At 56.3% G+C, this 24,408-nt stretch carries 17 protein-coding genes; 3 read left to right on the forward strand and 14 right to left on the reverse strand.

Annotation, left to right across the window (positions count from 1 at the left end; all coding sequences use genetic code 11):
• Position 1: 1 nt before the first annotated feature.
• From BN348_RS09085 to BN348_RS09090, 3 genes are all read right to left on the reverse strand, one after another.
• On the reverse strand, positions 2-586 hold the full coding sequence (locus tag BN348_RS09085) for a helix-turn-helix domain-containing protein (RefSeq protein WP_040197581.1): 585 nt from the start codon (positions 584-586) through the stop codon (positions 2-4).
• A 496-nt stretch (positions 587-1,082) separates the two neighbouring features.
• A complete protein-coding gene (locus BN348_RS13930) occupies positions 1,083-1,373 on the reverse strand; it encodes a hypothetical protein (RefSeq protein WP_156136477.1) in 291 nt (96 codons plus the stop codon).
• Positions 1,374-1,743: 370 nt separating this feature from the next.
• The gene (locus BN348_RS09090) at positions 1,744-3,090 is read right to left on the reverse strand and encodes a hypothetical protein (RefSeq protein WP_040197582.1); all 1,347 of its coding nucleotides are present in this window, start codon (positions 3,088-3,090) and stop codon (positions 1,744-1,746) included.
• Positions 3,091-3,475: 385 nt separating this feature from the next.
• On the opposite strand from BN348_RS09090, the gene BN348_RS09095 reads away from it, so the two are divergent.
• Genes BN348_RS09095 through BN348_RS09105 form a run of 3 tightly spaced genes read left to right on the forward strand, consistent with a single transcriptional unit; the run spans position 3,476 to position 7,949 of the window.
• Positions 3,476-3,976 carry a MarR family winged helix-turn-helix transcriptional regulator gene (locus tag BN348_RS09095; RefSeq protein WP_156136478.1) on the forward strand — a complete coding sequence of 167 codons (501 nt, stop codon included), beginning with the start codon at positions 3,476-3,478 and terminating at the stop codon, positions 3,974-3,976.
• 53 nt (positions 3,977-4,029) lie between these two features.
• A complete protein-coding gene (locus tag BN348_RS09100) occupies positions 4,030-5,760 on the forward strand; it encodes an ABC transporter ATP-binding protein (RefSeq protein WP_040197585.1) in 1,731 nt (576 codons plus the stop codon).
• The gene (locus BN348_RS09105) at positions 5,757-7,949 is read left to right on the forward strand and encodes an ABC transporter ATP-binding protein (RefSeq protein ID WP_242844334.1); all 2,193 of its coding nucleotides are present in this window, start codon (positions 5,757-5,759) and stop codon (positions 7,947-7,949) included. Before BN348_RS09100 ends, BN348_RS09105 begins: the two co-directional genes overlap by 4 nt.
• Positions 7,950-8,719: 770 nt before the next feature.
• On the opposite strand, the gene BN348_RS09110 is transcribed toward BN348_RS09105, so the two are convergent.
• The 11 genes from BN348_RS09110 to BN348_RS09165 all read right to left on the reverse strand — a co-directional run bounded on the left by BN348_RS09110 (position 8,720) and on the right by BN348_RS09165 (position 24,342).
• A complete protein-coding gene (locus BN348_RS09110; protein ID WP_040197588.1) occupies positions 8,720-9,637 on the reverse strand; it encodes a class I SAM-dependent methyltransferase in 918 nt (305 codons plus the stop codon).
• A 186-nt stretch (positions 9,638-9,823) separates the two neighbouring features.
• On the reverse strand, positions 9,824-10,045 hold the full coding sequence (locus BN348_RS09115) for a YdbC family protein (protein WP_040197589.1): 222 nt from the start codon (positions 10,043-10,045) through the stop codon (positions 9,824-9,826).
• Between the two features lie 12 nt (positions 10,046-10,057).
• The gene (locus BN348_RS09120; protein WP_040197590.1) at positions 10,058-11,044 is read right to left on the reverse strand and encodes a biotin--[acetyl-CoA-carboxylase] ligase; all 987 of its coding nucleotides are present in this window, start codon (positions 11,042-11,044) and stop codon (positions 10,058-10,060) included.
• Positions 11,035-11,211 (reverse strand): HTH domain-containing protein, encoded by a 177-nt coding sequence (locus BN348_RS09125; RefSeq protein ID WP_197068326.1) that lies wholly within the window; start codon positions 11,209-11,211, stop codon positions 11,035-11,037. The genes BN348_RS09120 and BN348_RS09125 overlap by 10 nt, the downstream gene beginning before the upstream one ends.
• Positions 11,212-11,391: 180 nt before the next feature.
• Positions 11,392-12,234 carry a fumarate hydratase gene (locus BN348_RS09130; protein ID WP_040197593.1) on the reverse strand — a complete coding sequence of 281 codons (843 nt, stop codon included), beginning with the start codon at positions 12,232-12,234 and terminating at the stop codon, positions 11,392-11,394.
• On the reverse strand, positions 12,221-13,414 hold the full coding sequence (locus tag BN348_RS09135) for an amidohydrolase (RefSeq protein WP_040197595.1): 1,194 nt from the start codon (positions 13,412-13,414) through the stop codon (positions 12,221-12,223). Before BN348_RS09135 ends, BN348_RS09130 begins: the two co-directional genes overlap by 14 nt.
• 409 nt (positions 13,415-13,823) lie before the next feature.
• Entirely contained in the window at positions 13,824-17,348 is a 3,525-nt protein-coding gene (gene addA / locus BN348_RS09145) for a helicase-exonuclease AddAB subunit AddA (protein ID WP_040197597.1), read from the reverse strand.
• Entirely contained in the window at positions 17,348-20,680 is a 3,333-nt protein-coding gene (locus BN348_RS09150) for a PD-(D/E)XK nuclease family protein (RefSeq protein WP_040197599.1), read from the reverse strand. The genes addA and BN348_RS09150 overlap by 1 nt, the downstream gene beginning before the upstream one ends.
• A 410-nt stretch (positions 20,681-21,090) precedes the next feature.
• Positions 21,091-22,491 (reverse strand): oxaloacetate decarboxylase subunit alpha, encoded by a 1,401-nt coding sequence (locus BN348_RS09155; protein WP_040197601.1) that lies wholly within the window; start codon positions 22,489-22,491, stop codon positions 21,091-21,093.
• A 25-nt stretch (positions 22,492-22,516) separates the two neighbouring features.
• Positions 22,517-22,879 (reverse strand): biotin/lipoyl-containing protein, encoded by a 363-nt coding sequence (locus BN348_RS09160; protein ID WP_040197603.1) that lies wholly within the window; start codon positions 22,877-22,879, stop codon positions 22,517-22,519.
• A gap of 56 nt (positions 22,880-22,935) precedes the next feature.
• Positions 22,936-24,342, reverse strand: a complete 1,407-nt coding sequence (locus BN348_RS09165; RefSeq protein WP_082020897.1) for a carboxyl transferase domain-containing protein — start codon at positions 24,340-24,342, stop codon at positions 22,936-22,938.
• Positions 24,343-24,408: the final 66 nt, after the last annotated feature.

The following is a 24,408-nucleotide window of genomic DNA, read 5'->3' on the forward strand; positions in this document are numbered from 1 at the left end:
ATTATTCCTCCGATTCACTTTGTTTTTTCAGGATGATGGCTAAGAATACGCAGGGCTCGCCGCCCGCCGCAATCATGCCGTGTCCATGGGAGGAGTCATAATAGACCGAATCCCCCGCATGCAGGATCTCCTCATGGCTTTCCATCTGAACCTTCAGGCTGCCGCTGATGATGTAATCGAATTCCTGTCCGTCGTGGTAGGACAGCTCGATCGGCTTGTTCTGTTCCTCTTCACAGTACGGCACGGTGACCAGAAACGGTTCCGCAAGCTTATTCTGGAACAGATGCGCCAGATGCTGGTAGCTGAATCCCGCGCGACGGTTGATCGGAAGGCCCTGTCCCTTGCGGACGATGTTGTAAAAATGCAGTTTCGGCTTGTCGCCGGTCAAAATTTCAATGATATCCACGCCGAACCGTTCCGCACATTTGTACAGGAAGGTAAAGGAGAAATCGCATTCACCGGCCTCGTACCGCTCGTACTGTGCGGCGCTGACCCCTGTCACCTCGGCCATCTCGTCCTGCGAAATATCCAGAATTTCGCGCAGCCCCTTAATTCGCTGGGCCACTTCTTTGATCTTGTAATCCATAACTGCTCCTCCTTTGATTCATATCGGCACTGTCAAATGAACATACGAAAAAGTTCTGAACAGAGCTTGTTTCATAAGCTTTCAGTTTTTGTGGATTTCCTCTCCGCCTGCGGAAAGGAAATCCACAACAGAACTGATGCCAACTTGACCATGCCTTCATATCCATCTTAAACAAATAAAAAAGCCCATCCTCGTGGATGAGGATGAGCGAATACCTGCAACAGAAAGCCAGCTTCCCCGAGAGCGGAGAACAGGCTGTGTATCGTAAGCGAGATTCCAACAAATCCCCGACCTTAACGCAGTCCTACGGGAGGAATTTACTTGCGGCAAACCCGCTTTCAAGCTCCGGCTCAGGAGGGATGGGCACTTGAAACCGCTTGTCTGCCGGCTTACACCAACCGCCGGCTCTCTGAAAGACAGACCGTTTCGCCTTCTCCGTCATTGCTTTGCATCTATTGGTTTTTAGTTTACTGGATAGATTCCGCTTTGTCAAGGCTTATTTTGATAATTTTTCCGATGATGTATAAAACAGCAGATCCCAGGGCCTGTTTTTCAAACCGCTTTCTTCCCATTGAAACGGCGGACGCATCCTCCTGAGCACCTGTTTTTGCCGACATAAACCATGCAAACCCCTATCTGCTTTCCATCCTGTAAACTTACCGCCGGCTTCTGCCATATCGCTCTCTATATTCCGGGCCAGTTTTTTCAATTCCCATCTAAAAACCCGCTTTCTGTCCATTGAAAGGCCGGATCCACCGCTCCTATGTATCTGTTTTTGTCGATACAAACCATGCAAAATCCACCTTGCTATCTATCCTGTAATTTACAGCGTTTTTTTACCATATCGGCTCTTTGTATTCCGCGTTTTAGTAATCTCAGAAGGACATGATATCGACTTGCCTATTAAGGGGCACGGCATCATCCGTATGCTGCAATCACACACGCTGCAACTGCTATCGCGGCGAAGCACCGCAACAGCTTTTCGTTCTGAGAACCGCATCTTTCATCGTTAAACGTCCCGCTCAATGCCTGAAGCCAATGCTGACGGGAGTATCTCCACCGGCATAGCCGGATCTCAACACAAAAACAGCACAGCGGACGGCAGAAGCCACACGCTGTGCTTATCTCATTACGCTCGAATTCAACCTGAAAATCGGTCAGGGATTCAAGGAATCCTTATCGATCAAGTGGACGTCGAACCGGAATTCACTGTCACCATACCAGGAAATCTTCTCAAAATCGTCGACATAGACCAGGTACCGGCCTGTCAGGAAGACCTTCTGCCCGGATGGAACCGAGTCCAGCGACACGATCTTATTCAGCTTCTTATCGTACAGCTTCGGACGCGCCTGTTCGGATTGGTTCCAGACCACGAAACGGTCGTCGTTTGCAACATCATAAATCTGCGCATACTTATCCGCACCCGCAATCGGCACCGTTTCCACCCCGTCAAAATACTTGAGCCCGCAGGATACCGACAGCATCTTCTCATTGGCGTACTGGTTCCTGCTGCCCGCTTCATCCAGGTAATCGGATACCTTGATCATTTCCTTCATGACGACCAGGTTTTCACTGGCGCTGATTTCAAAGCTCATGCCTTCCGCCAGATCCAGCAGGCATTTCTGCTGCCCATCGAGTGATGTGATGTTCGGACAGCTGTACTTTTCATTGTATCCGAGATAAGAGACACCCTGATACGCAACCGGCCGGGCGCCGTTCTCTGAAAGCTTGGTCAGCTGCTTCTTAGCCGGATTATACTGATAGAGCTTTTTTGAGCTGTCCTTGAGCAGCTGTTCATTCGTATCGGAGGTTAAGCTGAAATAAAGCGTCCCGTCCTGTCCCATCAGCGAATAAAGCCCCTCCTCGCTGCTGAAGCTGGGCAGCGTATAGACGACGGTATCCTCCCCGCTCTCCATATCGCAGATGCGCAGATTATCTCCATCCACAACCGGTATATTGTCCTTCGTACCGCACCAATAATAGTATTTGTCCGATGTCTGCAGGATGCGCGCCGCATCCTGGACCGGCTCCAGTTCGACCGGGTATTCCTTGGTAACATATCCCTTTTCCAAATTGTAAACCGTCATCTTCTGATCGTAGCCGAGATAAAGATTCTTTTCGTCGTCCACCTTGACAATCTCCGGTTCCTCGGACTGTGTCAGGCGCCGGCTGCTCACCCGGTAGCTCTCTTCATTCATCTCCGGATACGCTTCGCTTGCGTTGACCACCGTTTTATACGGATAGATACCATCGTACTTGACGATGCCGCTTTCCTGATAATAGATGTCCCGCTTGACGACCGGCAGCTCCTGCTGCGCATACAGACCTTCCGCATCCACGCTTGCCTGCTTCACCTGCTCGGCTGTCACAACAGCTTCATCGGAACTCTCCCTCGACGCCTTTGACACATTCTCCTGCTGAACCGAATCCTGCACGCCGCAGGTACATAGAAATGGCAGCAGGCATCCTGCGACGGCGCAGACAATGCTCTTCTTCAGAGCCATCTCCTCACCCCCCTGATAAAAACGCCCCATAAAACAGGAAAACGCCCCAAGTTTTCCTGCTGTTTCTTATAAACCCCGTTCTATGCGGTCCCCTCACCGCATATTTTGATATTTTAATTATAACATGTTCTACAAAAAAATAAAAGGTTTTTTCTCTTTTTTGACGGAAATTTGACAGAAGTCCTTTTCGCAAAATAGTTGTAAAACTGCACAAAACCAACGCATCTATTTTATTCATCATGACGAAAACAACGAAACATTTGATCCCCCGCAAAATTCATCAAACGCCGCTTGACAAAGCGGTTTCAAAGTTGTATGATTAGCAACACAAATAGTTCGCATTTTGAACTATTTAGTATTCTAAATTATTTCTGGAGTGAATCATGTGGAAAACGCACAGGAGTTTGTAAACCTATTGATGGATAAGGTCAAACAGTTCCCGCATCTGAGGGACCGCAGCGACGAAGTGTCCGGCCTGTTCAAAGGGGAGGCCGGGATTTTGATGTGGCTGTATCACAACATCTACTTCCACGGCGAAGAAGACACCACCCCGTCGTCCCTCAGCAAGATGATCGGGTTTTCAAGGCCCGCCACCACCACGCTGCTCAACTCCCTTGAACGCAAGGAATACATCATCCGGAGGATGAGCCGCCACGACCGACGCCGGCAGCAGGTCTTATTGACCGAAAAGGGCCGGGCGTTCGCCGAAACCAAGCTGGAGCTCATGGGAAAACGGCTGCAGTACCTGTTCCAACAGCTTGGAACCGAGAAAACCGAACAGTTTTTGGACCTTATTCAGGAATCTCTTGAAATCCTGTCCCGTTACGACGGAGATGAAACCGACAGGCATCCTGGCTCCACAGAGAAATCTACGCAGAACCGCTGATCATTGATTTTCAAAACTCGTGACTTCATTCACAGACAGAAAGGATCATTTTTATGAGAAAACTGGCTCGTTACTTAAAGCCCTATATTGGCTTCATCCTGCTGATCTTCGGCCTTTTGTTCGTCCAGGCAATGACAGACCTGTCACTGCCGGACTACATGTCGGACATCGTCAACAACGGCATCGTAAACGGCGACACCGGCTATATCCTGGCCAAGGGCTCCGTCATGCTGCTGTTCGCGCTCATCAGCGCGGCAAGCTCGATCGCGGTCGGCTTCTTCGCGGCCAGAATCGCGGCCGGATTCTCGCGCAATGTGCGCGCGGATCTCTTCACCAAGGTGGAGGGCTTCTCAAACGCCGAGTTTGACAAGTTCTCGACCGCTTCCCTGATCACCCGCACCACCAACGACATCCAGCAGATTCAGATGTTTATCGTCATGATGCTGCGCATCGTGTTCTATGCGCCGATCACCGGCATCGGCGGCATCATCAAGGCGCTTGGAAAAAGCACCTCGATGTCCTGGATCATCGCCGTTGCGGTCATCGTTCTGCTCTCGGTCATCCTGCTGACCTTCTCGATCGTCATGCCGAAGTTCAAGCTGGTACAGAAGCTGATCGATAAATTAAACCTCGTCACCCGTGAAAGCCTGACCGGCATGATGGTCATCCGCGCGTTCAACACCCAGAAGGTCGAGGAGGAGAAATTCGACAAGGCCAATCTGGACCTCACCAAAACCAACCGCTTCGTCAACCGCACGATGTCGCTGCTGATGCCGGTTATGATGCTGATCATGAACGGCATCTCGCTGCTGGTCATCTGGGTCGGCGCGCATATGGTCGGCGAGGGCGCCATTGAAATAGGCAACATGATGGCCTTTATGCAGTATACGATGCAGATCATCATGGCGTTCCTGATGGTCTCGATGGTCTTTGTCCTGATGCCGCGCGCATCGGTATCCGCGCTGCGTATCAGCGAGGTGCTTTCCACCAAGCCGTCGATCAACGACCCGGAAAAGGCCGACGATTTCAAAGGCGACCGCAGAGGCTACGTTGAATTCAAAAACGTCAGCTTCCGTTATCCAAACGCGGAGGAGGACGCGCTGCACGACATCAGCTTTACGGCAAAGCCGGGACAGACGACGGCCTTTATCGGCTCGACAGGCTCCGGCAAAACCACCCTGATCAATCTGATCCCGCGTTTTTACGACGTCACCGAGGGCGAGGTCCTTGTAAACGGCACCGACGTGCGTCAGGTTTCCCAGCATGACCTGCACGACGTCATCGGCTATGTCCCGCAGAAGGGCACGCTCTTCTCCGGCACCATCGGCTCCAATCTGCGTTACGCCAAGGAGGACGCGACCGATGAAGAGCTGCAGAAGGCCGCCTCCATCGCGCAGGCAACCGAGTTCATCGACCAGAAGCCCGACCGGTACGATTCCCCGATCTCACAGGGCGGATCGAACGTTTCCGGCGGCCAGAAGCAGCGCCTTTCGATCGCGCGCGCACTGGTCAAACGGCCGCCGATCTACATCTTTGACGACAGCTTCTCCGCGCTCGACTTCAAGACCGACGCCGCGCTGCGCAAAGCGCTGCAGCAGGAAACCGACAACGCGACCGTCCTGCTGGTCGGCCAGCGCATCAGCAGCATCATGCACGCCGAGCAGATCATCGTGCTGGACGAAGGCCGGATCGTCGGCATCGGCACCCATCAGGAGCTGATGAAAAACTGCGAGGTTTACCGTGAGATCGCGCTGTCGCAGCTGTCGAAGGAGGAATTGGCATGAGTGAGAACAGACGTCCGATGAGAGGTCCGGGCGGCGGCCCGATGCACAGCATGCACGGCGGCGAAAAGGCCAAGGACTTCAGCGGCACCATCCGCAAGCTTTTACGATATATGAAACCCTACCGCATCGCGATCATCGTGGTTTTCATCTTCGCGATCATCAGCACGGTCTTCGCGATTGTCGGCCCGAAAGTCCTCGGTGAAGCGACCAACAAGGTGGCCGAAGGCTACATCAATATGACCGTCTATGACAACGTACACGACAAGCTGCCCGAGGAGCTTCTGGATGTTCTGCCGAAGGACACCACGCTTGGAACGCTTCAGGAAAATATCGAGAACCTGCCGGTCAAAAAGCTGCTCGGGGACTCCCCGGCATCCGCGCAGATTCCGGATACCCTGATTCTGCGGGACCTGATCGACAATCCCGACATCGCGGGCCAGGTGACCGCGATGTCGCCGGACGCGGCAAAGGGGATCGAACAGATCAAGGAAGGCCTCGACAAGGTCAGCGAGATGAACGCCGGTTCCGACGCGCAGCACAGCAACAACGCGACCGAAATCTCCGAACAGGCCAAGAATGTCAGCCTGTTTGAGCGTCCCGGCATCGATTTCGGCGCCATCGGCCAGATTGCGCTGTTCCTGCTGTTCATCTACATCGTCAGCGCCGCCTTTTCCTATCTGCAGGGATTCATCATGGCCGGCGTGTCGACGAACATCACCTACAACCTGCGCAAGGACATCGCGGAAAAGATCAATAAAATGCCGCTGAAATACTTCGACCGCAAGACGCACGGGGAGGTGCTCAGCCGGGTTACAAACGACATCGATACGGTCAACACGACGCTGAACCAGAGCCTGACCCAGATGATCACAGCCATCACGACGCTCATCGGCATCCTGGTCATGATGATCTCCATCAGCGTCCCGATGACGCTGGTCGCGCTGATCATCGTCCCACTGTCGTTCATCCTGATCATGATCGTGGTCAAACGCTCGCAGAAATACTTCCAGCAGCAGCAGGAATACCTCGGCCACGTCAACGGACACATCGAGGAGATGTATGGCGGCCACACCGTCATGAAGGCGTTCAACGGCGAGGAGAAATCGGTCGAGGAGTTCAAGGGCTACAACAATGAGCTTTATTCCTCCGCCTGGAAATCCCAGTTCCTGTCGGGACTCATGCAGCCGATCATGATGTTCATCGGCAACCTCGGCTATGTCGGCGTCTGTATCCTGGGCGGATGGCTCGCGATTCAAGGACAGATCCAGATCGGCGACATCCAGGCGTTTATCCAGTATGTACGCCAGTTCACACAGCCGATCTCACAGACGGCCAACATCGCGAACGTGCTGCAGTCCACCGCGGCAAGCGCGGAGCGTGTGTTTGAGTTCCTTGAGGAGGAAGAGGAACTGACCGAGGCAGAGCATCCGGTCACGCTCAAAGAATCGAACGGCAGCGTGCAGTTCGAGGACGTCCATTTCGGCTACAATCCGAATAAGATCATCATCAACGACTTCAGCGCCGACATCAAGCCGGGCCAGAAGATTGCAATCGTCGGCCCGACCGGCGCCGGCAAGACGACGATGATCAAGCTGCTGATGCGCTTCTACGACGTCAACAGCGGCGCGATTAAGGTAGACGGCGTGGATATCCGGGATATGACCCGGCATGACCTGCGAGAGCTGTTCGGCATGGTGCTGCAGGATACCTGGCTGTTCAGCGGAACCATCATGGAAAATATCCGTTACGGCCGGCTGGACGCGACCGATGAAGAGGTCGTCGCCGCAGCCAAAGCCGCCTATGTGCACAAGTTTGTCAAGACGCTGCCGAACGGCTATCAGATGGAACTCAATGAAGAGGCCTCGAACATTTCGCAGGGCCAGAAGCAGCTCCTGACGATCGCGCGTGCCATCCTGGCTGACAATCCGATTCTGATCCTCGATGAGGCGACCAGCTCGGTCGATACGAGAACCGAGGTCCTGATCCAGAAGGCAATGGATAAGCTGACGCAGAACCGCACCAGCTTCATCATCGCGCACCGGCTGTCGACCATCCGCGACGCGGACCTGATTCTGGTCATGAAGGACGGCGACATCATCGAGCAGGGCAATCACGACGAACTGATTGCTAAAAACGGCTTCTACGCTAACCTTTACAACAGCCAGTTCGAATCGGCCGCCGCATCCTAAAGCCACTCCATTCTTTGTGATTCTATATAAATTGGAACGCCGCCCTATTCATTCCGGATGGGGCGGCGTTCTGTGTATCGAGAAAACGAAAAGGTTTGTTTTTGTCTGTCAGGTGTCAATATGTATCACTGTGACACAGCGGCCTTACGATGTTTGCCAAGTGATACTCGGCGGCGTGGTCGTTGTACTGCTGTAACGCGACAGCCTTACTGTACTTACCAAGTGGCACTTAGTAATCCGGAAATTATCACCACTGTGGTACAGCGGCTTTACTGGACTGCCAACCCTTGGCAAAGTGGCAGTTACTTCTTTGCGCGGCCAAAGAAGTAACCAAGAAAGGCCGTTCAAGGGGGCCATGCACGGTGCCACCCCAAGCCAGATGGCCCCCTTGAAAATCCCCTCTGATATTCCATTGCCTTCTTTGGCCGCCTGCGGGCGGCATTTTGTTTTGGGCTGGGTGGTTGGGCATAGCTAGTAGCGGACACTTATGCTCTCTACAACAGTCTTTGCCAGTACCCCAATTCTTGTAGTCACTGCGTAAATGATTCTTCGGCTAAAAAAGCCGTCGACGATTGTCCCACCGCAGGTGGTTCCCCCCCAATCGCAGAAAGGCACGGCGATCGTTTTTCACTGGTCTTTCGACAGTCTGAACGCCGCTCCATCCATAATGGATGGAGCGGCGTTCTTCCTTTGCGCAGTATTGGATTGGCTTAACACAAGTCAGCATAGCAATCGCACTGAAAATCCTGTCCGGTATTCTGATTTGTCGATCAGGTATTCCGCTTCACGGCAAGGCAGTAATTTGTGTTGTCCTGCGCCGTCATCGGATGCGCGGGATCGGCTTGATTGTGCAGTTCAAAAAAGCGTTCCGTGATTTCCGCAGGGGTGAGATGCTCATAGATATAGAATCCGTGCTTTGCCAGCAGGGCTTCCATCTCCCGGTAGCTGTAACCGGCAAGCATCTGTTCCCCCGCTTCGCCGGCAAGCGCCTGCTGCTTCTTCGCGCGCTCCCCCGCCGCATCGGTCCCGCTGGCACGGTCCGGATAATCCAGCACCAGGCTGCTGCCGAATCCGACCAGCCCCGCAATGCCGGCGATCATTGCATCGAACTGTTCCGGGGACAGATAGTAGCTGATGCCCTGCAGGCTGCAGAAGCTGACGGCATCCGGTTCAAAGGCCCGCTGCTTCCTGAGCTGCTCCGGCCAATCCCCATCTGCAAAATCCACCGCCGCATACCGCAGGTTCCGCGGGATTTCAAGACAAGCCCGCGCCCGCCGCAGCTTATCGCGCTGTGTGGCAGGATGGTCGATCTCGACAATCCGCAGCGATTCCATAAAATCCGGCTGCCGGTAGGCGGTTGTGTCATAACCGGCCGCAAAGATCAGATACTGCTCTGCACCGATGGAAACGGCGTTCTGCAGGCACTGCCCGGCATAAGCCGCGCGGCCCAGCGGCGACGGGGACAGCTGGCTGTCCACAATCCACCGCAGCGCATCCTCCTTTGTTCCTTCAAATCCGGGACAGAAGTACGGGATACCGTCCGTCATGTTTTGGGCGATCCGCTCATACGATTCTCCTAAAATATCCCTGGCAAGCGGATCATCGTATATTTTTACAGTGTGGTGTATGGAATGATAGGCCCTTGCGAATGCGCTGACCAGCGCGGTTATGCTGCTATTCTGCTGCATAGAAACACCTCCTGTATCCTTCATACCATATCCGCGCTAACCTTACAAGACTTGATTTTTTTCCGATTTTGTGGTATAATAGAAGAAAGAGGTTCGATAGAATTTACAGATGCGTCACAATTCGCGGTGCGTCTTTTCTTGTGTCAAAAAGAGGGCCGTCCAGCTATGGAACGGCCCTCTTTTTGTTTAAATATTCGTTTTATCCAGTATATCTTTCAAATTGGCAAGCTCTTCGTCGGAAAGGGTGATGCCCTTCCCCATCCGCGCATGGTCCGGCGACCACTCGCGCAGGTCATATTTTGCTTCCCGTCCGTTCCAGCTGACCAGGTTCAGCTCCTTCGACCAGCCGCGCGCCGAGGTTCCCAGCACACCGATCTCCTTCACAATCTCAAATGTCAGTTCCGCCATATTGCTCCTCCTTTATTCCTGATGCAGCCGCACATGAACCTGTGAGGCCTGCAGCTTCTTGATGCCGCCGTCAGGGCATTGTACAATCAGCCGCGCATGCTCGTCGATGTCCAGCGCCGTGACCGTCTCAACACCCCAGTCGTCCTGAACGTCGACCCGCTGCCCGAGCAGGAACAGCCGTCTTTTGTATTCCGCAAAAAACGTCTTTTCCTCAAAGGCGGCTTCAATCATTTCGAGCTGGTTGAGGATTTCCGCAATCAGCTCGGTGCGAAAGATGTCCTTCCTGCCGGACGCCGCCTGCAGGGATGTCGCCGTACACCGAAGCTCCCGGCCGAACTGCCCGCCGCTCGTGCTCACATTCAGCCCAATGCCGATCACCACATAGTCGAACCGGCCGTCCTCAAAGTTCATCGACGCTTCGGTCATGATGCCGCCGACCTTTTTCTTCCCGACAAACAGATCGTTGATCCACTTGATGCTGCATTCGATGCCATACAGCGAGGCAACCGCGCGCGCGGCCGCAACCGCCGCCGCGCAGGTGAACAGCAGGTATTCCTCCGGCTTTAATTTGGGCCGCAGGATCACGCTCATATAGATGCCGGCCTGCTTGGGGGAGTAAAAGGAATGGCCCATCCTGCCCCGCCCGGCGGTCTGCTCTTCGGCCAGCACCACCGTCCCGTGTTCCGCGCCCTCCTGCGCCAGCCGTTTCGCCTCGATGTTGGTCGAGTCAAGCGTCTTGTACAGGAATATGCTCCTTCCCATCCTCTGGGTTTTCAGCCCTTTTTGAATGGATGGCACCGACAGCACATCGCTGGACGTTTTCAGGCAGTAACCGCGGTTGGTGCCCGCCTCGATCTGATGGCCTTCATCCTGCAGGGCCTTGACCGCCTTCCACACCGCGCTGCGCGTGACGTCCAGCGTATCGGCCATCTGCGCGCCGGAGACGCTTTCGCCGCGTCGCTCCTCCAGCATGCGCAGGATGTCCTGTTTCAATGCCATACCATCACCTGACCTTTCATATAGCAGCAGTCCTCACCCTGCAGTGCCTTGACCGCCTTCCATACCGCACTGCGCGTGACGTCCAGCATATCGGCCATCTGCACATCGGAGACGCCTTTGCCGCGTCGCTCCTCCAGCAGGCGCTGGACATCCCGTTTCAGCGCCATACCATCATCTGGACTTCTGTATAACAGCATCGTTGACGCCGAAGATTTCTTTCCGCCTTCTGCACCAGCTTCGTGCGATATCCAGTGAATCGGCAATCCGCGCGTGTGAGACGCCCTCTCCAATATCAATTCAATACCTGCAAAACATCCTGTTTTAATACCATATCATCGCCTTCCGCATCAAAGCACCGCACTGCAGTGGCGCGTGACATGGCAGCCGATGTTGACGCTGACCGGCAGGCCCGCGATGTGGGTCGCATAGGTCTCGATATTCACCTTCAGCGCCGTGATGTCCCCGCCGAAGCCCTGCGGGCCGATGCCGAGCTGATTGACCCGTTCGAGCAGCTCGTCCTCCATCCGGGCATAGAACGCGTTGTCGTTCTTCGTGTCGCAGCTGCGGCACAGTGCCTTCTTGGCAAGATAAGCGCACCATTCGAAGTCGCCGCCGATGCCGACGCCGACCACCATAGGCGGACAGGGATTGCTCGAAGCGAGCTTCACCGTTTCCAGCACGAAATCTATGACATCCTCCCTGCCCGCAGCCGGTGTAAACATCTTAAGCCTGCTCATATTTTCGCTGCCGAAGCCCTTCGGCGCCACCATGATGCGTACCTGGTCGCCCTCCACCATCCGCAGATGCAGCACCGCCGGCGTGTTGTCGCCGGTGTTGACCCGTTCAAGCGGATCGGATACGATCGAACAGCGCAGCAGCCCGTCCAGATAGCCGCGGCGCACCCCTTCGTTGACTGCGTCCTCCAGCAGGCCGCCGGTCAGATGCACGTCCTGCCCAAGCTCGATAAACACGACGGCCATGCCGGTGTCCTGGCAGACCGGGATGTCCAATTCCTTCGCCACCCTGAAATTCTCAACCAGGTCCTCCATGACCGATTTTCCCAGCGCGTTTTGTTCCAGCTCGCAGCACGCGCACATCTTTTCTTCAATATCGTCAGGAAGCTGTTTGTTCGCTTTGATACACAGCTCCCGGATTGTCTCGGCAATCCGCCTCACATCAAGTTCTCTCATTGCCCTCATCCTTTCCATCGATCCGGCCGCGCACAATTTTGCCATCCACCAGCACCATCCAGGGCTTTGCGTCGATGCCGAACACCGCATTCTCAAAGACCAGCAGGTCCGCATCCTTGCCCGGTGCGATCGAACCGACACGGCCGTCGATGCCGCAGATCTGCGCCGGCAGGATTGTCAGCGCGCGCAGCGCCTCCTCCCCGCTCATTCCTTCCCTGGCGGCGACCATCGCCGAAAGCGGCAGGTAGTGGATCGGCACTTCCGGATGGTCGGTGCAGATCGCCGTGCGCACACCGGCTTCCGTCAGCCTTGCGGCATTCGCCGTCGTCTGGTTTTTCAGCTCCGGCTTGGAACGGTCGGTCAAAATCGGTCCGACAACCACATCCGCCTGCTCGCGCTTTAAGATGTCCGGGATCAGATGCCCCTCGGTGCCGTGTATGATGACATATCCGATTTCAAATTCCTTGGCGAGCCGAATGGCCGTGCAGATGTCGTCCGCCCGATGCGCGTGAAAATGCGCCTTGATCTCCCCGTTGAGCAGCGGGATCAGCGCTTCGCACTTGATATCGTATTCCGGTGGGTCCTCATCCTCGTCGGCCTGCGCCCGCAGCGTAAAATCGAGGTATTTTTCCGCTTTATAGAGCTGCTCCCGGATGATGGCCGCCGTGGCCATCCGGGTCACCGGAGGCATGTTTTTGTGGCTGTAGGTCGATTTCGGGTTTTCCCCCAATGCAAATTTGATCGCGGCCGGCGCTTTCAGGATCATATCGTCGACGCATCTTCCGCAGGTCTTCATGGCGACGATCTCGCCGGCTACCGGATTTGCGCTTCCCGGCCCGGTCAGCACCGCCGTGACGCCCGCGTCCAGCGCATCGGAAAAGCAGCGGTCCAGCGGGTTCACCGCGTCGATTGCCCGCAGATGCGGCGTGGACGGGTCGGTGTCCTCGTTGCCGTCCTCCCCTTCAAAGCCGAGCGCATCCTCCCACATGCCGAGATGGCAGTGCGCGTCGACAAAGCCCGGCACAACGGTTCTTCCTTCAAGATCAAGGATTTCTTCATCGGTATCCGGCACGGCCTCCATCTCGCCGATCTGCGCGATTTTGCCGTCTCTGATGAAAATATATCCGTCCGGGATATCGAGTTCCTCCATGGTCAGAATGTTTGCGTGAATGAAAAGCATGCTGTGTTCTCCTTCTATATTTCACTTATCAACCATTATAGCGCAAAAAGGGGTAAAAAGCCAACTATTTTATGTTCCTTTTTTTGAAAATACCTATTGACAATTAATTACAATTATGGTATTATCATTATAGCAACTCCCCTAAACCCTTTCACTTCCCCAATTCTTTGATGCTGAGAGTTTTTTTCTCAGCATTCTTTTTTTGCCCGGCGTTCAGATGCATGGCTCTTCTTTCAGTAAGAACACCACATCTGCACGCCGGGCCTTTTTCTTTGGAAACCTGTGCCGGCATCACAGGTATCGCCGACGACAGCCTGCGGGTCAGACCGCAAGGTCTGTTTCATCTGAATTTCTCTGGAGATCAACCTGCTCCGCTGTACACCTCTCGATTTTTCCTGCCGATACCCAGTCAAAACACCCTGACCTCCTCGCCCAGCGCGAACGCATACAATACGCCGCCGATACAGGGCTTTTTCAGCGCCTTTTCCAGTGCCCTGCGGTAAAGCACAAGCTGGCGGGCATACCGTTCGGTCAGCTTCGCCGCGTCGGACACCTGATCGGTTTTGTAGTCGACGATGACAAACCCATCTCCTTCTTCAAACACACAGTCGGCGACGCCCTGTACCAGGATGGGACAGCCGGCTTCGGCCGCAATCTCTCCGCTGTCAATCATCTCATAGAACCGCAGCTCACGGTGTACGCGCGGGCTTGCAAAGATCCTTTCCGCAAGGGGGCTTTCGAAGAATTTCCGCAGGGCAGCCACGTCCACCTCCTGTCCCTCCCGTTCGGTCAGGTACTGCCGGGAGATCATCCTGGCAAGCTCGGCGCGGACGTCCGTTCTGGCATCTTCATAGCTGCAGAACTGCATAAAACGGTGCAGGATGGTGCCGCGCTCGGCGGGCGTGAAGGCCGATTTCATGGCAAACTGCGGGCGGCTGCAAAGCCTGTGCCGCCCGGCGGCGGATGATTCCAGAAGCTGGGACACCGACAGCTTGGTCGGCACCAGCGTATCGGATTCATATGGGTACCGGAACGCGGTCTGCCGCTGAATCCGCGCAAGGATGGCTTCGTCCGGCCGGCTTTCATACCGAAAGGAGATCTGTTCGTTTTCCTGCGCCGTCTCCTGTGGTTTTTCAATGCTCATCGTCCAACGGCCGGACGCTTCAAGCACGCAGGCTTCCGGCATACCGGCCAGCGTGCGCAGCGCCTTCGCGTCGGGATGCCGCAGCGCCGCCAGCAGGACCCAGTCCAGATAGCTGGACATCTTGCGGATCACATAGGGGGATATCTTCGTCCCATCCTCCAGCGCGGCGGCCAGCTCTCCCAGTTTCTTCTGCGGCCTGTTGAGCGCCGCCGTGATGATCAGCCGCTGCTTCGACCGTGTGAGCGCGACATACAAAACGCGCAGCTCCTCCGAAAGCATGTCCTTTTCCAGCTCGAGCCGCACGGCCTCCTTCGGCAGCGTCGTGAACTGCTTCATCAGTTCAAGGTCCCGGCGCACCAGCGCGAAGCCGAGACGCGAATGGATCAGCGTGCTGCCGCGCAGGTCCTCCCGGTTGAACCGTTTGGCCGTATCCGACACAAAGCAGACCGGGAATTCGAGACCCTTGGAATGGTGGATGCTCATAATCCGCACGGCCTCCCCCGCGCCGTCGGCAGAGCCGGGCGAAGAGAAATCCGCGTTCAGCTCCAGCATGCGGTTGACAAACCGGATGAAGGAGCCGAGGTCCCCGCGTCCGAACCCGGTGTAGTTCTTCGCGTAATCGCGCAGCAGACGCAGATGCGCCGGCGCGGCTCCGGTCGGGTCCATGACCTGGCTGACCGCTTCAAAGTCGGTCGCATCATAGATCCGCTGGACCAGCTCCCCGACCGGCAGAAGGCTCGACTCCCGGCGCAGCATCGAGAGGGTGTCGAGGAAACCGGCAATCTTAACTGCCGTCTCATCTTCCTCCCGATATCCGGTCATCGCCGTGTAGAGTGAACCGGTGCGCGCGCTCAGCCGGACGCGCGTCAGATCGTCCGGTGTGAAGCCGAACATCGGCGACAGCAGAACGGCCAGCATCGCCACATCCTGAAGGGGATTGTCGATCACCTTGAGCATCGAAATCACGATGCTGATATCATTCCTGTATAAAAACGCCTCCCCGGTATCGGTTTTGACCGGGATGCCGTGCTCCTTGAGCGCGTCGGCATAGATTTTGGCCTTGTTCTTCGGGGAGCGCAGCAGGATACAGACGTCGCCATAGCCCATGCGGCGGTAATCGTTTCCGTCCCGGACCATGTATCCGTCCTCGGCCATCCGCGCGATCTGCTCCGCAACCAGCCGCGCTTCCAGCACGGTTTTATCCGCTTCGGATTCCCCCGCGTCGGCGATCAGAAGCTGCATATCTCGGTCGTCTTCGCTCTCCTGATAATCTGCGCCGCAGATGAGCTTCTCCTCATCGTTGTAGTCAAGCTCCCCGAGCGCTTCGCTCATGATCTGCTCAAAGATGAAGTTGATGCCGTCGGTCACCTGCCGCTTGCTGCGGAAGTTGCGGTTTAAATTGATCTTGGCCGGGAAGCGGCTTCCATCATAGGGATGAAAGCTGTTTTTCCGCGCCAGGAACAGCTCGGGCATGGCCTGCCGGAACCGGTAGATGCTCTGCTTGACATCCCCGACCATGAAAAGGTTTTTTTCATCCCGCGACAGCGCGCGGAAGATGAGATCCTGCACCTCGTTGGTGTCCTGGCATTCATCGACGAGGATTTCCTCATATTCCTGTGAAAGCTGCTTTGCAAGCGCGGTCGGCCGGCAGCCGTCCGCATCCTTTCCGACAAGCAGCCGCAGGGTATACTGCTCAAGGTCGGAAAAGTCGAGCCATTTCTTCTCCCGCTTTTTACTCTCCAGCCTGTCCGCGAAATCCTTGGTCAACCGGAACAGCGTGTCCACCTTGGGGCGCAGGTCGAGGATGTCCTCGGCAAACTCCGCTTCGGTGCAGCAGAACTGCTTTTCCGCCAGCCCCGCGATGATCGACTTGACCTCCTTGCGCAGATTACCGACCGCCGTCTTGCGCTGCACATCCTCATATTTGCGCAGGCTTCCGAGCCGCTCGAACTGGAAGCGGTGCAGCAATTCGTACAGCGCATCCCAATCGCCCTCCTCCGCCAGCGCGGCGAGCCGCTCGATGCCGGCAAGGTCGGACACATACGCGCTTTCATAGGCCTTCCGCATCATCTCGTCGTCGAGGATCAGCTCCAGGCTGTGCGCGGTCAGCCGCTGCGCGTAAGCCAGCGCGTCCTTTGTGTAGGACAGCACAATACCGCCCCAGACGCTTTCCGCCGCCCTCTGCGCTGGATCGTAAAGCGCCGCCTTCTCATCCAGCCAGTCCTCGTAGAACGGATGGGAACGGATGAAGTCGTACAGCGAAACCATCGCCGCCGCGACCTTCTTGTCATCCCGTCCGCTCGAGAGCAGCTCCACAAGGTCGCTGAAATCGCCGCTCTGGTCTTCGGCGTAAAACCGCTCGATGCTCTCTTCGGCCGCCTCCTCGCGAAGCACCTTGAGCTGGCTTTCGTCGGCAATCTTAAAGTCCGGCGAAATGTCCAGCAGGTGAAAGTGGTTTTTGATGGTGTTCAGGCAGAAGGAATGGATGGTTCCGATCTGCATGCCGGACAGCATCATCTTCTGCCGCCGGAGTGCCGCGTCCTGCGGATTTTCCCGGATCAGTTCGTCGAGCCTGCGCGCCACGCGCTCCTTCATCTCGCTGGCCGCGGCATTCGAGAAGGTTGCGACCAGCAGCCGGTCCGCGTCGACCGGGCTTTGCCCGCCGGTCAGCATCCGGATGATCCGCTGGACCAGCACCGCGGTCTTGCCGCTGCCCGCCGCCGCCGATACCAGAATGCTGCCGCCCGAAGCGGTAAACGCGTCCCGCTGTTCCTTTGTCCAGTTCGGCATCACGATTCCTCCTTTTCCAGCATCTGATACAGCGTCTCGCGGTCCATTTTGCAGATTTCACGGAACGCGTCCTCCTCGCCGTGCCGGCAGACGGTCTTATAATCACAGTAGTCGCAGGCCGTCCAGCTTCCCTTGCGGGCAGGACTGGCCTGGATGCCGCCGTTCTGCAGTTCCGATGCCATATCGATTATGAGCTTTTCCACATAGCTTTTGAGTTTTCCCATTTCAGCCAGCGTCGCCACGCTTGAATAGGCGTCCAGCGTGCCGTCGTTCTTGAGCTTTGCCGGGATGAACACGCCGGCGACCTCCCGCTCCATGCCGGTCAGGACGTCCGCGTCGCTGAGCAGCAGGCCGTTCATCTTGAGCTGCTTCTGCTGCTCAAGCCGCACCTCCTTCGCGTCGGCGGTCCGCTCGGCGCTGACCAGCGGATTCCTGGCGGGCATGTAGAGCACGCCCGCCGGGACGCTGTCCGGGACGCTCTCCCAGATCGAGAACAGGTAGATCAGCATCTGCAGGTTGAGCCCATAGTACACGTCGTACAAATCGAAGCTCTTGCCGCCGGATTTGTAGTCAACCACCCGCACATATTTTTTGCCGCCGCGCTTCATGACATCCACCCGGTCCACAATGCCCTCGACCGCGATGCTGCCGCCGTCCGGCGTGAGCAGCTCCATCGATTTGACCTTGGATCGCAGGCTGATCGGCAGCTCGAACGCGACCGGCTCGAATTCACTCTGCGCAAACTCCTTCGCCAGATGCACAAGCAGCTTCTCAACCGTCGTCTGCAGCCTTGTAAACAGGTATTTGAGCCGCGCGCTTCTCTGCTGCGCACTGTCCAGCACATCGTCGAGGTATTCCTGCAGCACTGCGGCGATCTCCTTCTTGAGGGCCGCCCGGTCCACCTCCAGCAGTCCCTTCGCGCCGTGCTTGGACAGGATGACCTGCAGTGCGTAATGGATCAGCGAACCCGCTTCAATCGGTGAAAAATCGGCTTTTCGGCGCGGTCTGGCCTTCATGCCGTTCTGGCAGAAGTATGCAAACCGGCAGCTGTGGTATTTCTCGACCCTGGACGGCGACACAAACATCCGCCTGCCGAACAGTTCACGGGAAAGCGCCCGGTCCTCGATCCGAAACGGCCGCTTCGTCAGGTTCTCCATCAGCTTGTCGGCCCTTGCGGAAAGCTGGGGCTGCTTTTTCAGGTAACAATACATCGACACCGTTTCCGGCGTATCCTGCCGGATGTGCGCGGCATACCACTGGAAAGCCGTCCTTTGGTTCACCACAGCATCCAGCGTGCCGGTATCCGCATTCTCTATCTGCAGCGCGGGAAAGATGCCGCGAAGCTCCCGTACAATGACCGATGGATAGAGCGCGCGGCCCTGCGCATCCGCCCGCGAAAAGCTGACATAAAGCCTTTCTCTCGCGCGGGTCATCGCGTGGTAGGCGTAGAACAGCTCCGCGGACAGCGCCTGCTCCCTCGAATCGAAGAACTGCACGCCGTTTTCGATCAGCGTCCTGCAGTCGCGCTCCGAAAAGATGCCGGTGCGCTTCTGGGAAAGCGGAAAGACCTCCTCATTCGCGCCCAGCAGGAATACGGCGCGTTTGTCGTCCATGCGCACCTTGTCCGCCGCGCCGATGAGGATCTGATCGGCGGTCTGCGGAATCCTGCCGTAATCGGTGTTCAGGACAAGGATCTCGAACAGCTGCGCAAACCGCTTGCAGGGCAGCCGTGTTCCTTTCAGGCTGTCCGCAAACCAGTCCAGCAGCGACATCAATAACTCCCAGACCGCCGTATGTTCTTCGGCTTCCCGTGGATTCCCCTGTTCGATGGACGCGCCGATCTGCGCTTCGATACGCGTGCGCGCACCGATCTCCTCCAAAAAGGCAAATACCGCTTCGGCAAACGCCTGGCCGTCGCAGTCTGCAGTCCGCTCTTTCAGATGTAAGAGCGGCGTGACGGCGCGCAGGCGCAGTTCATTTAACCGGACAAGCTCTTCCCTGTCCGATTCATCCGGCGCGCCCTGTCCGAAGCCTTGCGGGCTGGACTTGAATTCCTCCAGCCACATACGTCCCTTGACATCCCAGATGTAGCAGTAGTTTTCGAGCGCGGCGATCTCCTCGACCGACATGCCGTACAAATCGGATTTCAGCAGCCGGAACAGATCGTCCGGCTGAAACCGGCTTCCGACGCACTGCAGCGCCGCGAGCACCATCCGGATGAGCGGCTTCGCGGATAAATCCTCGCGCTTATCGAAAAAGTAGGACAGCTCATATTTATCAAACACCGTTTCGATGAGGTCGGCATAGTCCTCCAGGCTGCGCACAATCACCGCGATATCCCGAAAGCGGCACCCCTCTTCACGGATCAGCCGGCAGATCTGCGCGGCCGCCTGTTCAACCTCTTCGGACGGACCGGCCGCGCACTGCAGCGTGATGCCGCCGCTGAGCTGTTCATACCGCTGATGCTCCGAACGGAACAGGTTTTGTTCCATGGCCTTCAATGCTTCCTGCTGAAACCTGCGCCCATTTTGGGAGAGCAGCGGCTTTCCCACCGTCACGCCGCACTCCCGCGCGGCGGCAAGGAAACGGCGCACGGTCTTTTTCACATTGGAAAACAGCCCGATGCCGTTCTCGCGATCCTGCAGGCCGTCGCAGGTAAACGCGGCATACACCGCCGGGGAATCGCAGATCATGTGACGGATCAGATCAAACTCCGCGGCGGAGAAGTCGCTGAAGCTGTCGATGTACACCTGATATTCCCGGAAGAAGTGATGCTCGCGCAGCAGCTCTTCCGCCTTCGCCAGATCGTCGTCGCTGTCCCGGTAGCGCAGCTGGATGTATCCGTCGTACACGCTGTAGATGAGCGACAGCTCCCGCATCTTTTCGCGCAGCGCGCCGTCCGGAAGCTCCTCTGCCACCTTCTCAAGCCGCATGGGATCCATGCTGTTCAGCTTGAACTGTCTCGTCAGCTCGATGACCGACTGCTGGAACTCCAGATGAAATGCCTGCTTGCCGAACACCTGCAGCCGGTCGGACAGCTCGTGCATACTGAGGTCCATCAGGATGGTGCGCACGCTGTCGTCGATAAAATTTCCGGCAAGATGGCCGTATTCCCGGAAGATGCGGTCGGCAAGCCGCGTAAAGCTGAGCACCTCGACCTGCATCATCCCATCCGCGCCCAACAGCTCGTACAGCTGTTTCTCCGCCGTAAACGAAAACTGTTCGGGGATCAGCAGGATGACCTTCTTCCCCGCGCGCACATCCTTTTGGATTGCGTGCAGGATATACCGGCTCTTTCCCGAACCGGCCGTGCCCAATAAAAGCTGCAGCATCGTTTCCCCGCCTTTCTATGGTAAAGTCTGTTTCTATTTCATATAAATTTGTTGGTATAGAAGCGCCAGAACAAAGCGGCAATCCTATTGTACCCGCATCTACTGGCAGCAAAGCCGCCGCGTACCGCAAGCTCTTCAGTCATCTGCTTACAGACTTGGTATTCAAGCAGGAACCGACCGGTCTACGCCTGCTTGAACCGCTCTTTTCTATAACGCACCGATTGTAAGCTTTGTTCTTTCATGCAAGTATATCTATAGTAACAACAGCACGGATGCTCCAATTGCAGAACTGCTGTCGTATAAATTCCTTGTTCCATCCCTCCATACAAACAAAAAAGGGCGTTGCAGCTTCATACTGCAATGCCCTTTTATTTTAAACCATATTGGCCCGGTTTGCAAGCGGATACCGCTTAGAGGGGATGCACCTTGTTTTCCATGTCGACATGCTCGCCGTCCACGCCGTACTTCTTGTTGCGGCGGTTTTCGAAGAACTTGATGGCGACCTGGCCGAACTGTGCATAGGAGAGGACGTCCTCTTCCTGCTCGATGAGTTCCGGCGGAATCTCGGAACGCAGCTTACCAAGCTCCGGCTTCAGCTGGTCTGCCGGACGGCAGGTGATCGGCTTTTCGCCGCCCAGAATGCGTTTCTGGAATTCCGGATCGATCTTGACCGGAGTTTTTCCGTATTCGCCCTTGACCAGTCCCTTGAACTCCTTCGTGACCATCTTGTAGCGCTCACCCATGATGACGTTGAACACCGCCTGGGTGCCGACGATCTGGGAGGACGGCGTGACCAGCGGCGGATAACCGGCATCCTTGCGGACATTCGGCACCTCGCGCAGCACTTCGTCGAGCTTGTCTTCCTTGCCGGCCTGTTTGAGCTGGGAAACCAGGTTGGACAGCATGCCGCCCGGAACCTGATACAAGAGGGTGTTCGCGTCGACGCCCAGCAGCTTCGGATTCAGCAGGCCGCTTTCAAGATATTTCTCACGCAGCTTGACACAGTGTTCACGGACAATGTTGAGCTTCTTGAGATCGAGACCGGTGTCGTACTCGGTTCCCTGCAGCGCGGCGACCATCGACTCAGTGGCCGGATGGGAGGTTCCCAGCGCAAGCGGGGACATCGCGGTGTCGATGATGTCGACGCCGGCTTCAATCGCCTTCAGCTCAGCCATCGAAGCGAGTCCGGAGGTGTAATGGGTGTGCAGCTGGATCGGAATCTTGACGGTTTTCTTGAGTTCCTTGACCAGCTCATACGCCACATACGGCGTGATGAGTCCGGCCATATCCTTGACACAAATGGAATCCGCACCGGTGTTCTCAAGCTGTTTTGCATAATTGACAAAATATTTGATGTCGTGCACCGGGCTGGTCGTGTAGGACAGAACCGCCTGCAGGTGCGCGCCTTCTTTTTTGGTCGCCTTGATCGCCGTTTCCAAATTGCGGATATCATTGAGCGCATCGAAGATACGCAGGATATCGATGCCGTTGGAGACCGATTTCTGAACAAAGTACTCGACCACATCGTCGGCATAGTGACGATAGCCCAGCATATTCTGGCCCCTGAACAGCATCTGCAGCTTGGTGTTCGGCATATGCTTGCGGATGATGCGCAGTCTTTCCCACGGGTCCTCATCGAGGAAACGCAGGCAGGCATCGAACGTTGCGCCGCCCCAGACCTCTGCGGAATAGAATCCCACATCGTCGATTGCTTTGAGCATCGGCAGCATGTCGTCCAATGTCATACGGGTTGCAATCAGGGATTGGTGAGCATCACGCAATACGGTTTCCGTTATCTTTACCTGACTCATTATTCTACCACCTTTTCCCTAAAAATTATTTCAAAGAGACAACCACATCGTCGGAGTTGACCGATGCGCCCTTCTGGACATGAACGGCGTCGACGGTGCCGTCCTGCGGCGCCATGATTTCGTTCTCCATCTTCATTGCCTCGAGGATTACCAGAACATCGCCCTTTTTGACCTGCTGGCCTGCGGACACCTTGATATCCAGGATGGTGCCCGGCATCGGCGCTTTCACCTGTACCGCGCCTGCGGATGCCTTCGGTGCAGCCGGAGCTGCGGCAGGTGCCGGTGCTGCCGGGGCCGGAGCCACTGGAGCGGCCGGTGCACAAGCGCCCATCTCTTCTACGCTGACGTCATATGCTTTGCCGTTTACGGTTACATTAAATCTTTTCATATGAACAAATCCTTTCTATCTCAATACACGGTCATTCATTTTTATAGGAGCATCCCTTAGAACGGGATGATGCTGTGCTTCTTCGGCAGCTTGGCGACCCTCTTGGATTCGAGCATCTCAAGCGCGCTCAGGATGACCTTGCGGGTGTCCGCCGGGTCGATGACATCCTCGATGCTTCCGTCGGCCGCGGCCGCGAATGCGTTTGCGGAGGTCTCCATGTATTCCTGCTCGACAGCCGCTCTGCCCTTTTTCGCGGTGATCTTGTCGCCCATCAGGATGGCAACCGCCGTCTGCGGCTCAAGCGCCGAGATCACGGCGTCCGGCCACGCAACAGTCAGGTCTGCGCCGGCGTTTTTGCCGGCCAGCGCGATGAACGCGCTTCCATAGGCCTTGCCGGTCACGACCGATACCTTTGGGCAGGTGGCTTCCGCATAGACATGCGCCAGCTTGGCCGCTTCCCGGATGCTTCCGGCAAGCTCCGCCTCGCTCGACGCGACAAAGCCTTCGGTGTCCACAAAGGTGATGACCGGAAGCTGGAACGCATCGCAGAACGAGACGATCCGCGCAATCTTCGAGCAGTCGTCGGATGTGAGCTTCGCGGAATTCTTCGTCGCAAGCATCGCGCAGGTATATCCGCCCATCGTCGCAAGCGCGGCGTAGACGTTTGTGCCAAATTCTTTATAAAGCTCCATCAGGCTGTCCTGATCAGCTACGGTTCTGAGCGTTGCGGCGATATCGCCTTCCACAACCTGCACCGCATCGGCGCCTGCAAATTCACAGACCGGGGAGGCCGCGAGGTTGTTCATCGGCAGCATGGCCACGAGGTTTCTCGCGCTCTTAACAGCGTCTTCCTTTGTTTTTTCCACGATCTGCGCAACGCCGGACAGCGCCGCGTTTTTAGCGGTTCCCGCGCCTTCGACCTTTTCACCCTTTGCCTTGGCGACAAACGGCGCGGTCATGAAGAACTGCGCATCCTCGCTCATCACGACGAAATCAGCGCTGCAGGCGATCATTGCCGCGGTGCCGGCACAGGTGCCGACCACAACGGAAACCTGCGGCACAACGCCGGAAAGGTTGTTGACATACGAAAGCATTTCGCCATAGGCTGCCAGCGCGTCGTTGCCTTCGGCCAGTCTGGCGCCGTTGGAATCGTAGATGCCGACAACCGGCGCGCCGGTCTTGATGGCCAGATCATAGACCTTTTTGATTTTCGCCGCATGGACTCTGCCCACCGCGCCGCCGAAGACCTTCGGGTCCTGTGCAAACGCATAGCAGGGGGTGCCGAACACCGTGCCGTAGCCGGTGACGACGCCGGCCGGCTTTCCGTCCACCTTTGCAAAAGCATCCAGTTCCACAAAGCTGCCTTCATCGAACAGGATACCGAGCCTCTCACGCGCCGGTGTGGGCTTCATGAAATCCGAACGGGCAGCGTTAAGAAGATTCATACCGCTTTCTGCACTCATGTGAATTATCCTCCATTTCCTAACCAAACAAATTTGAAATTCCCCAAATGGAAATCCTCTATCTGA

This window comes from Candidatus Soleaferrea massiliensis AP7 (assembly GCF_000820765.1).
GTDB classification, from domain to species: Bacteria; Bacillota; Clostridia; order Oscillospirales; family Ruminococcaceae; genus Soleaferrea; species Soleaferrea massiliensis.

What these genes read in the sequence shown, in the direction of transcription:
- BN348_RS09085 (WP_040197581.1), bottom strand. Translation starts at nt 586, where the DNA reads ATGGATTACAAGATCAAAGAAGTGGCCCAGCGAATTAAGGGGCTGCGC.
- BN348_RS09090 (WP_040197582.1), bottom strand. Translation starts at nt 3,090, where the DNA reads ATGGCTCTGAAGAAGAGCATTGTCTGCGCCGTCGCAGGATGCCTGCTG.
- BN348_RS09100 (WP_040197585.1), top strand. Translation starts at nt 4,030, where the DNA reads ATGAGAAAACTGGCTCGTTACTTAAAGCCCTATATTGGCTTCATCCTG.
- BN348_RS09105 (WP_242844334.1), top strand. Translation starts at nt 5,757, where the DNA reads ATGAGTGAGAACAGACGTCCGATGAGAGGTCCGGGCGGCGGCCCGATG.
- BN348_RS09110 (WP_040197588.1), bottom strand. Translation starts at nt 9,637, where the DNA reads ATGCAGCAGAATAGCAGCATAACCGCGCTGGTCAGCGCATTCGCAAGG.
- BN348_RS09115 (WP_040197589.1), bottom strand. Translation starts at nt 10,045, where the DNA reads ATGGCGGAACTGACATTTGAGATTGTGAAGGAGATCGGTGTGCTGGGA.
- BN348_RS09120 (WP_040197590.1), bottom strand. Translation starts at nt 11,044, where the DNA reads ATGGCATTGAAACAGGACATCCTGCGCATGCTGGAGGAGCGACGCGGC.
- BN348_RS09125 (WP_197068326.1), bottom strand. Translation starts at nt 11,211, where the DNA reads ATGGCGCTGAAACGGGATGTCCAGCGCCTGCTGGAGGAGCGACGCGGC.
- BN348_RS09130 (WP_040197593.1), bottom strand. Translation starts at nt 12,234, where the DNA reads ATGAGAGAACTTGATGTGAGGCGGATTGCCGAGACAATCCGGGAGCTG.
- BN348_RS09135 (WP_040197595.1), bottom strand. Translation starts at nt 13,414, where the DNA reads ATGCTTTTCATTCACGCAAACATTCTGACCATGGAGGAACTCGATATC.
- addA (WP_040197597.1), bottom strand. Translation starts at nt 17,348, where the DNA reads ATGCCGAACTGGACAAAGGAACAGCGGGACGCGTTTACCGCTTCGGGC.
- BN348_RS09150 (WP_040197599.1), bottom strand. Translation starts at nt 20,680, where the DNA reads ATGCTGCAGCTTTTATTGGGCACGGCCGGTTCGGGAAAGAGCCGGTAT.
- BN348_RS09155 (WP_040197601.1), bottom strand. Translation starts at nt 22,491, where the DNA reads ATGAGTCAGGTAAAGATAACGGAAACCGTATTGCGTGATGCTCACCAA.
- BN348_RS09160 (WP_040197603.1), bottom strand. Translation starts at nt 22,879, where the DNA reads ATGAAAAGATTTAATGTAACCGTAAACGGCAAAGCATATGACGTCAGC.
- BN348_RS09165 (WP_082020897.1), bottom strand. Translation starts at nt 24,342, where the DNA reads ATGAGTGCAGAAAGCGGTATGAATCTTCTTAACGCTGCCCGTTCGGAT.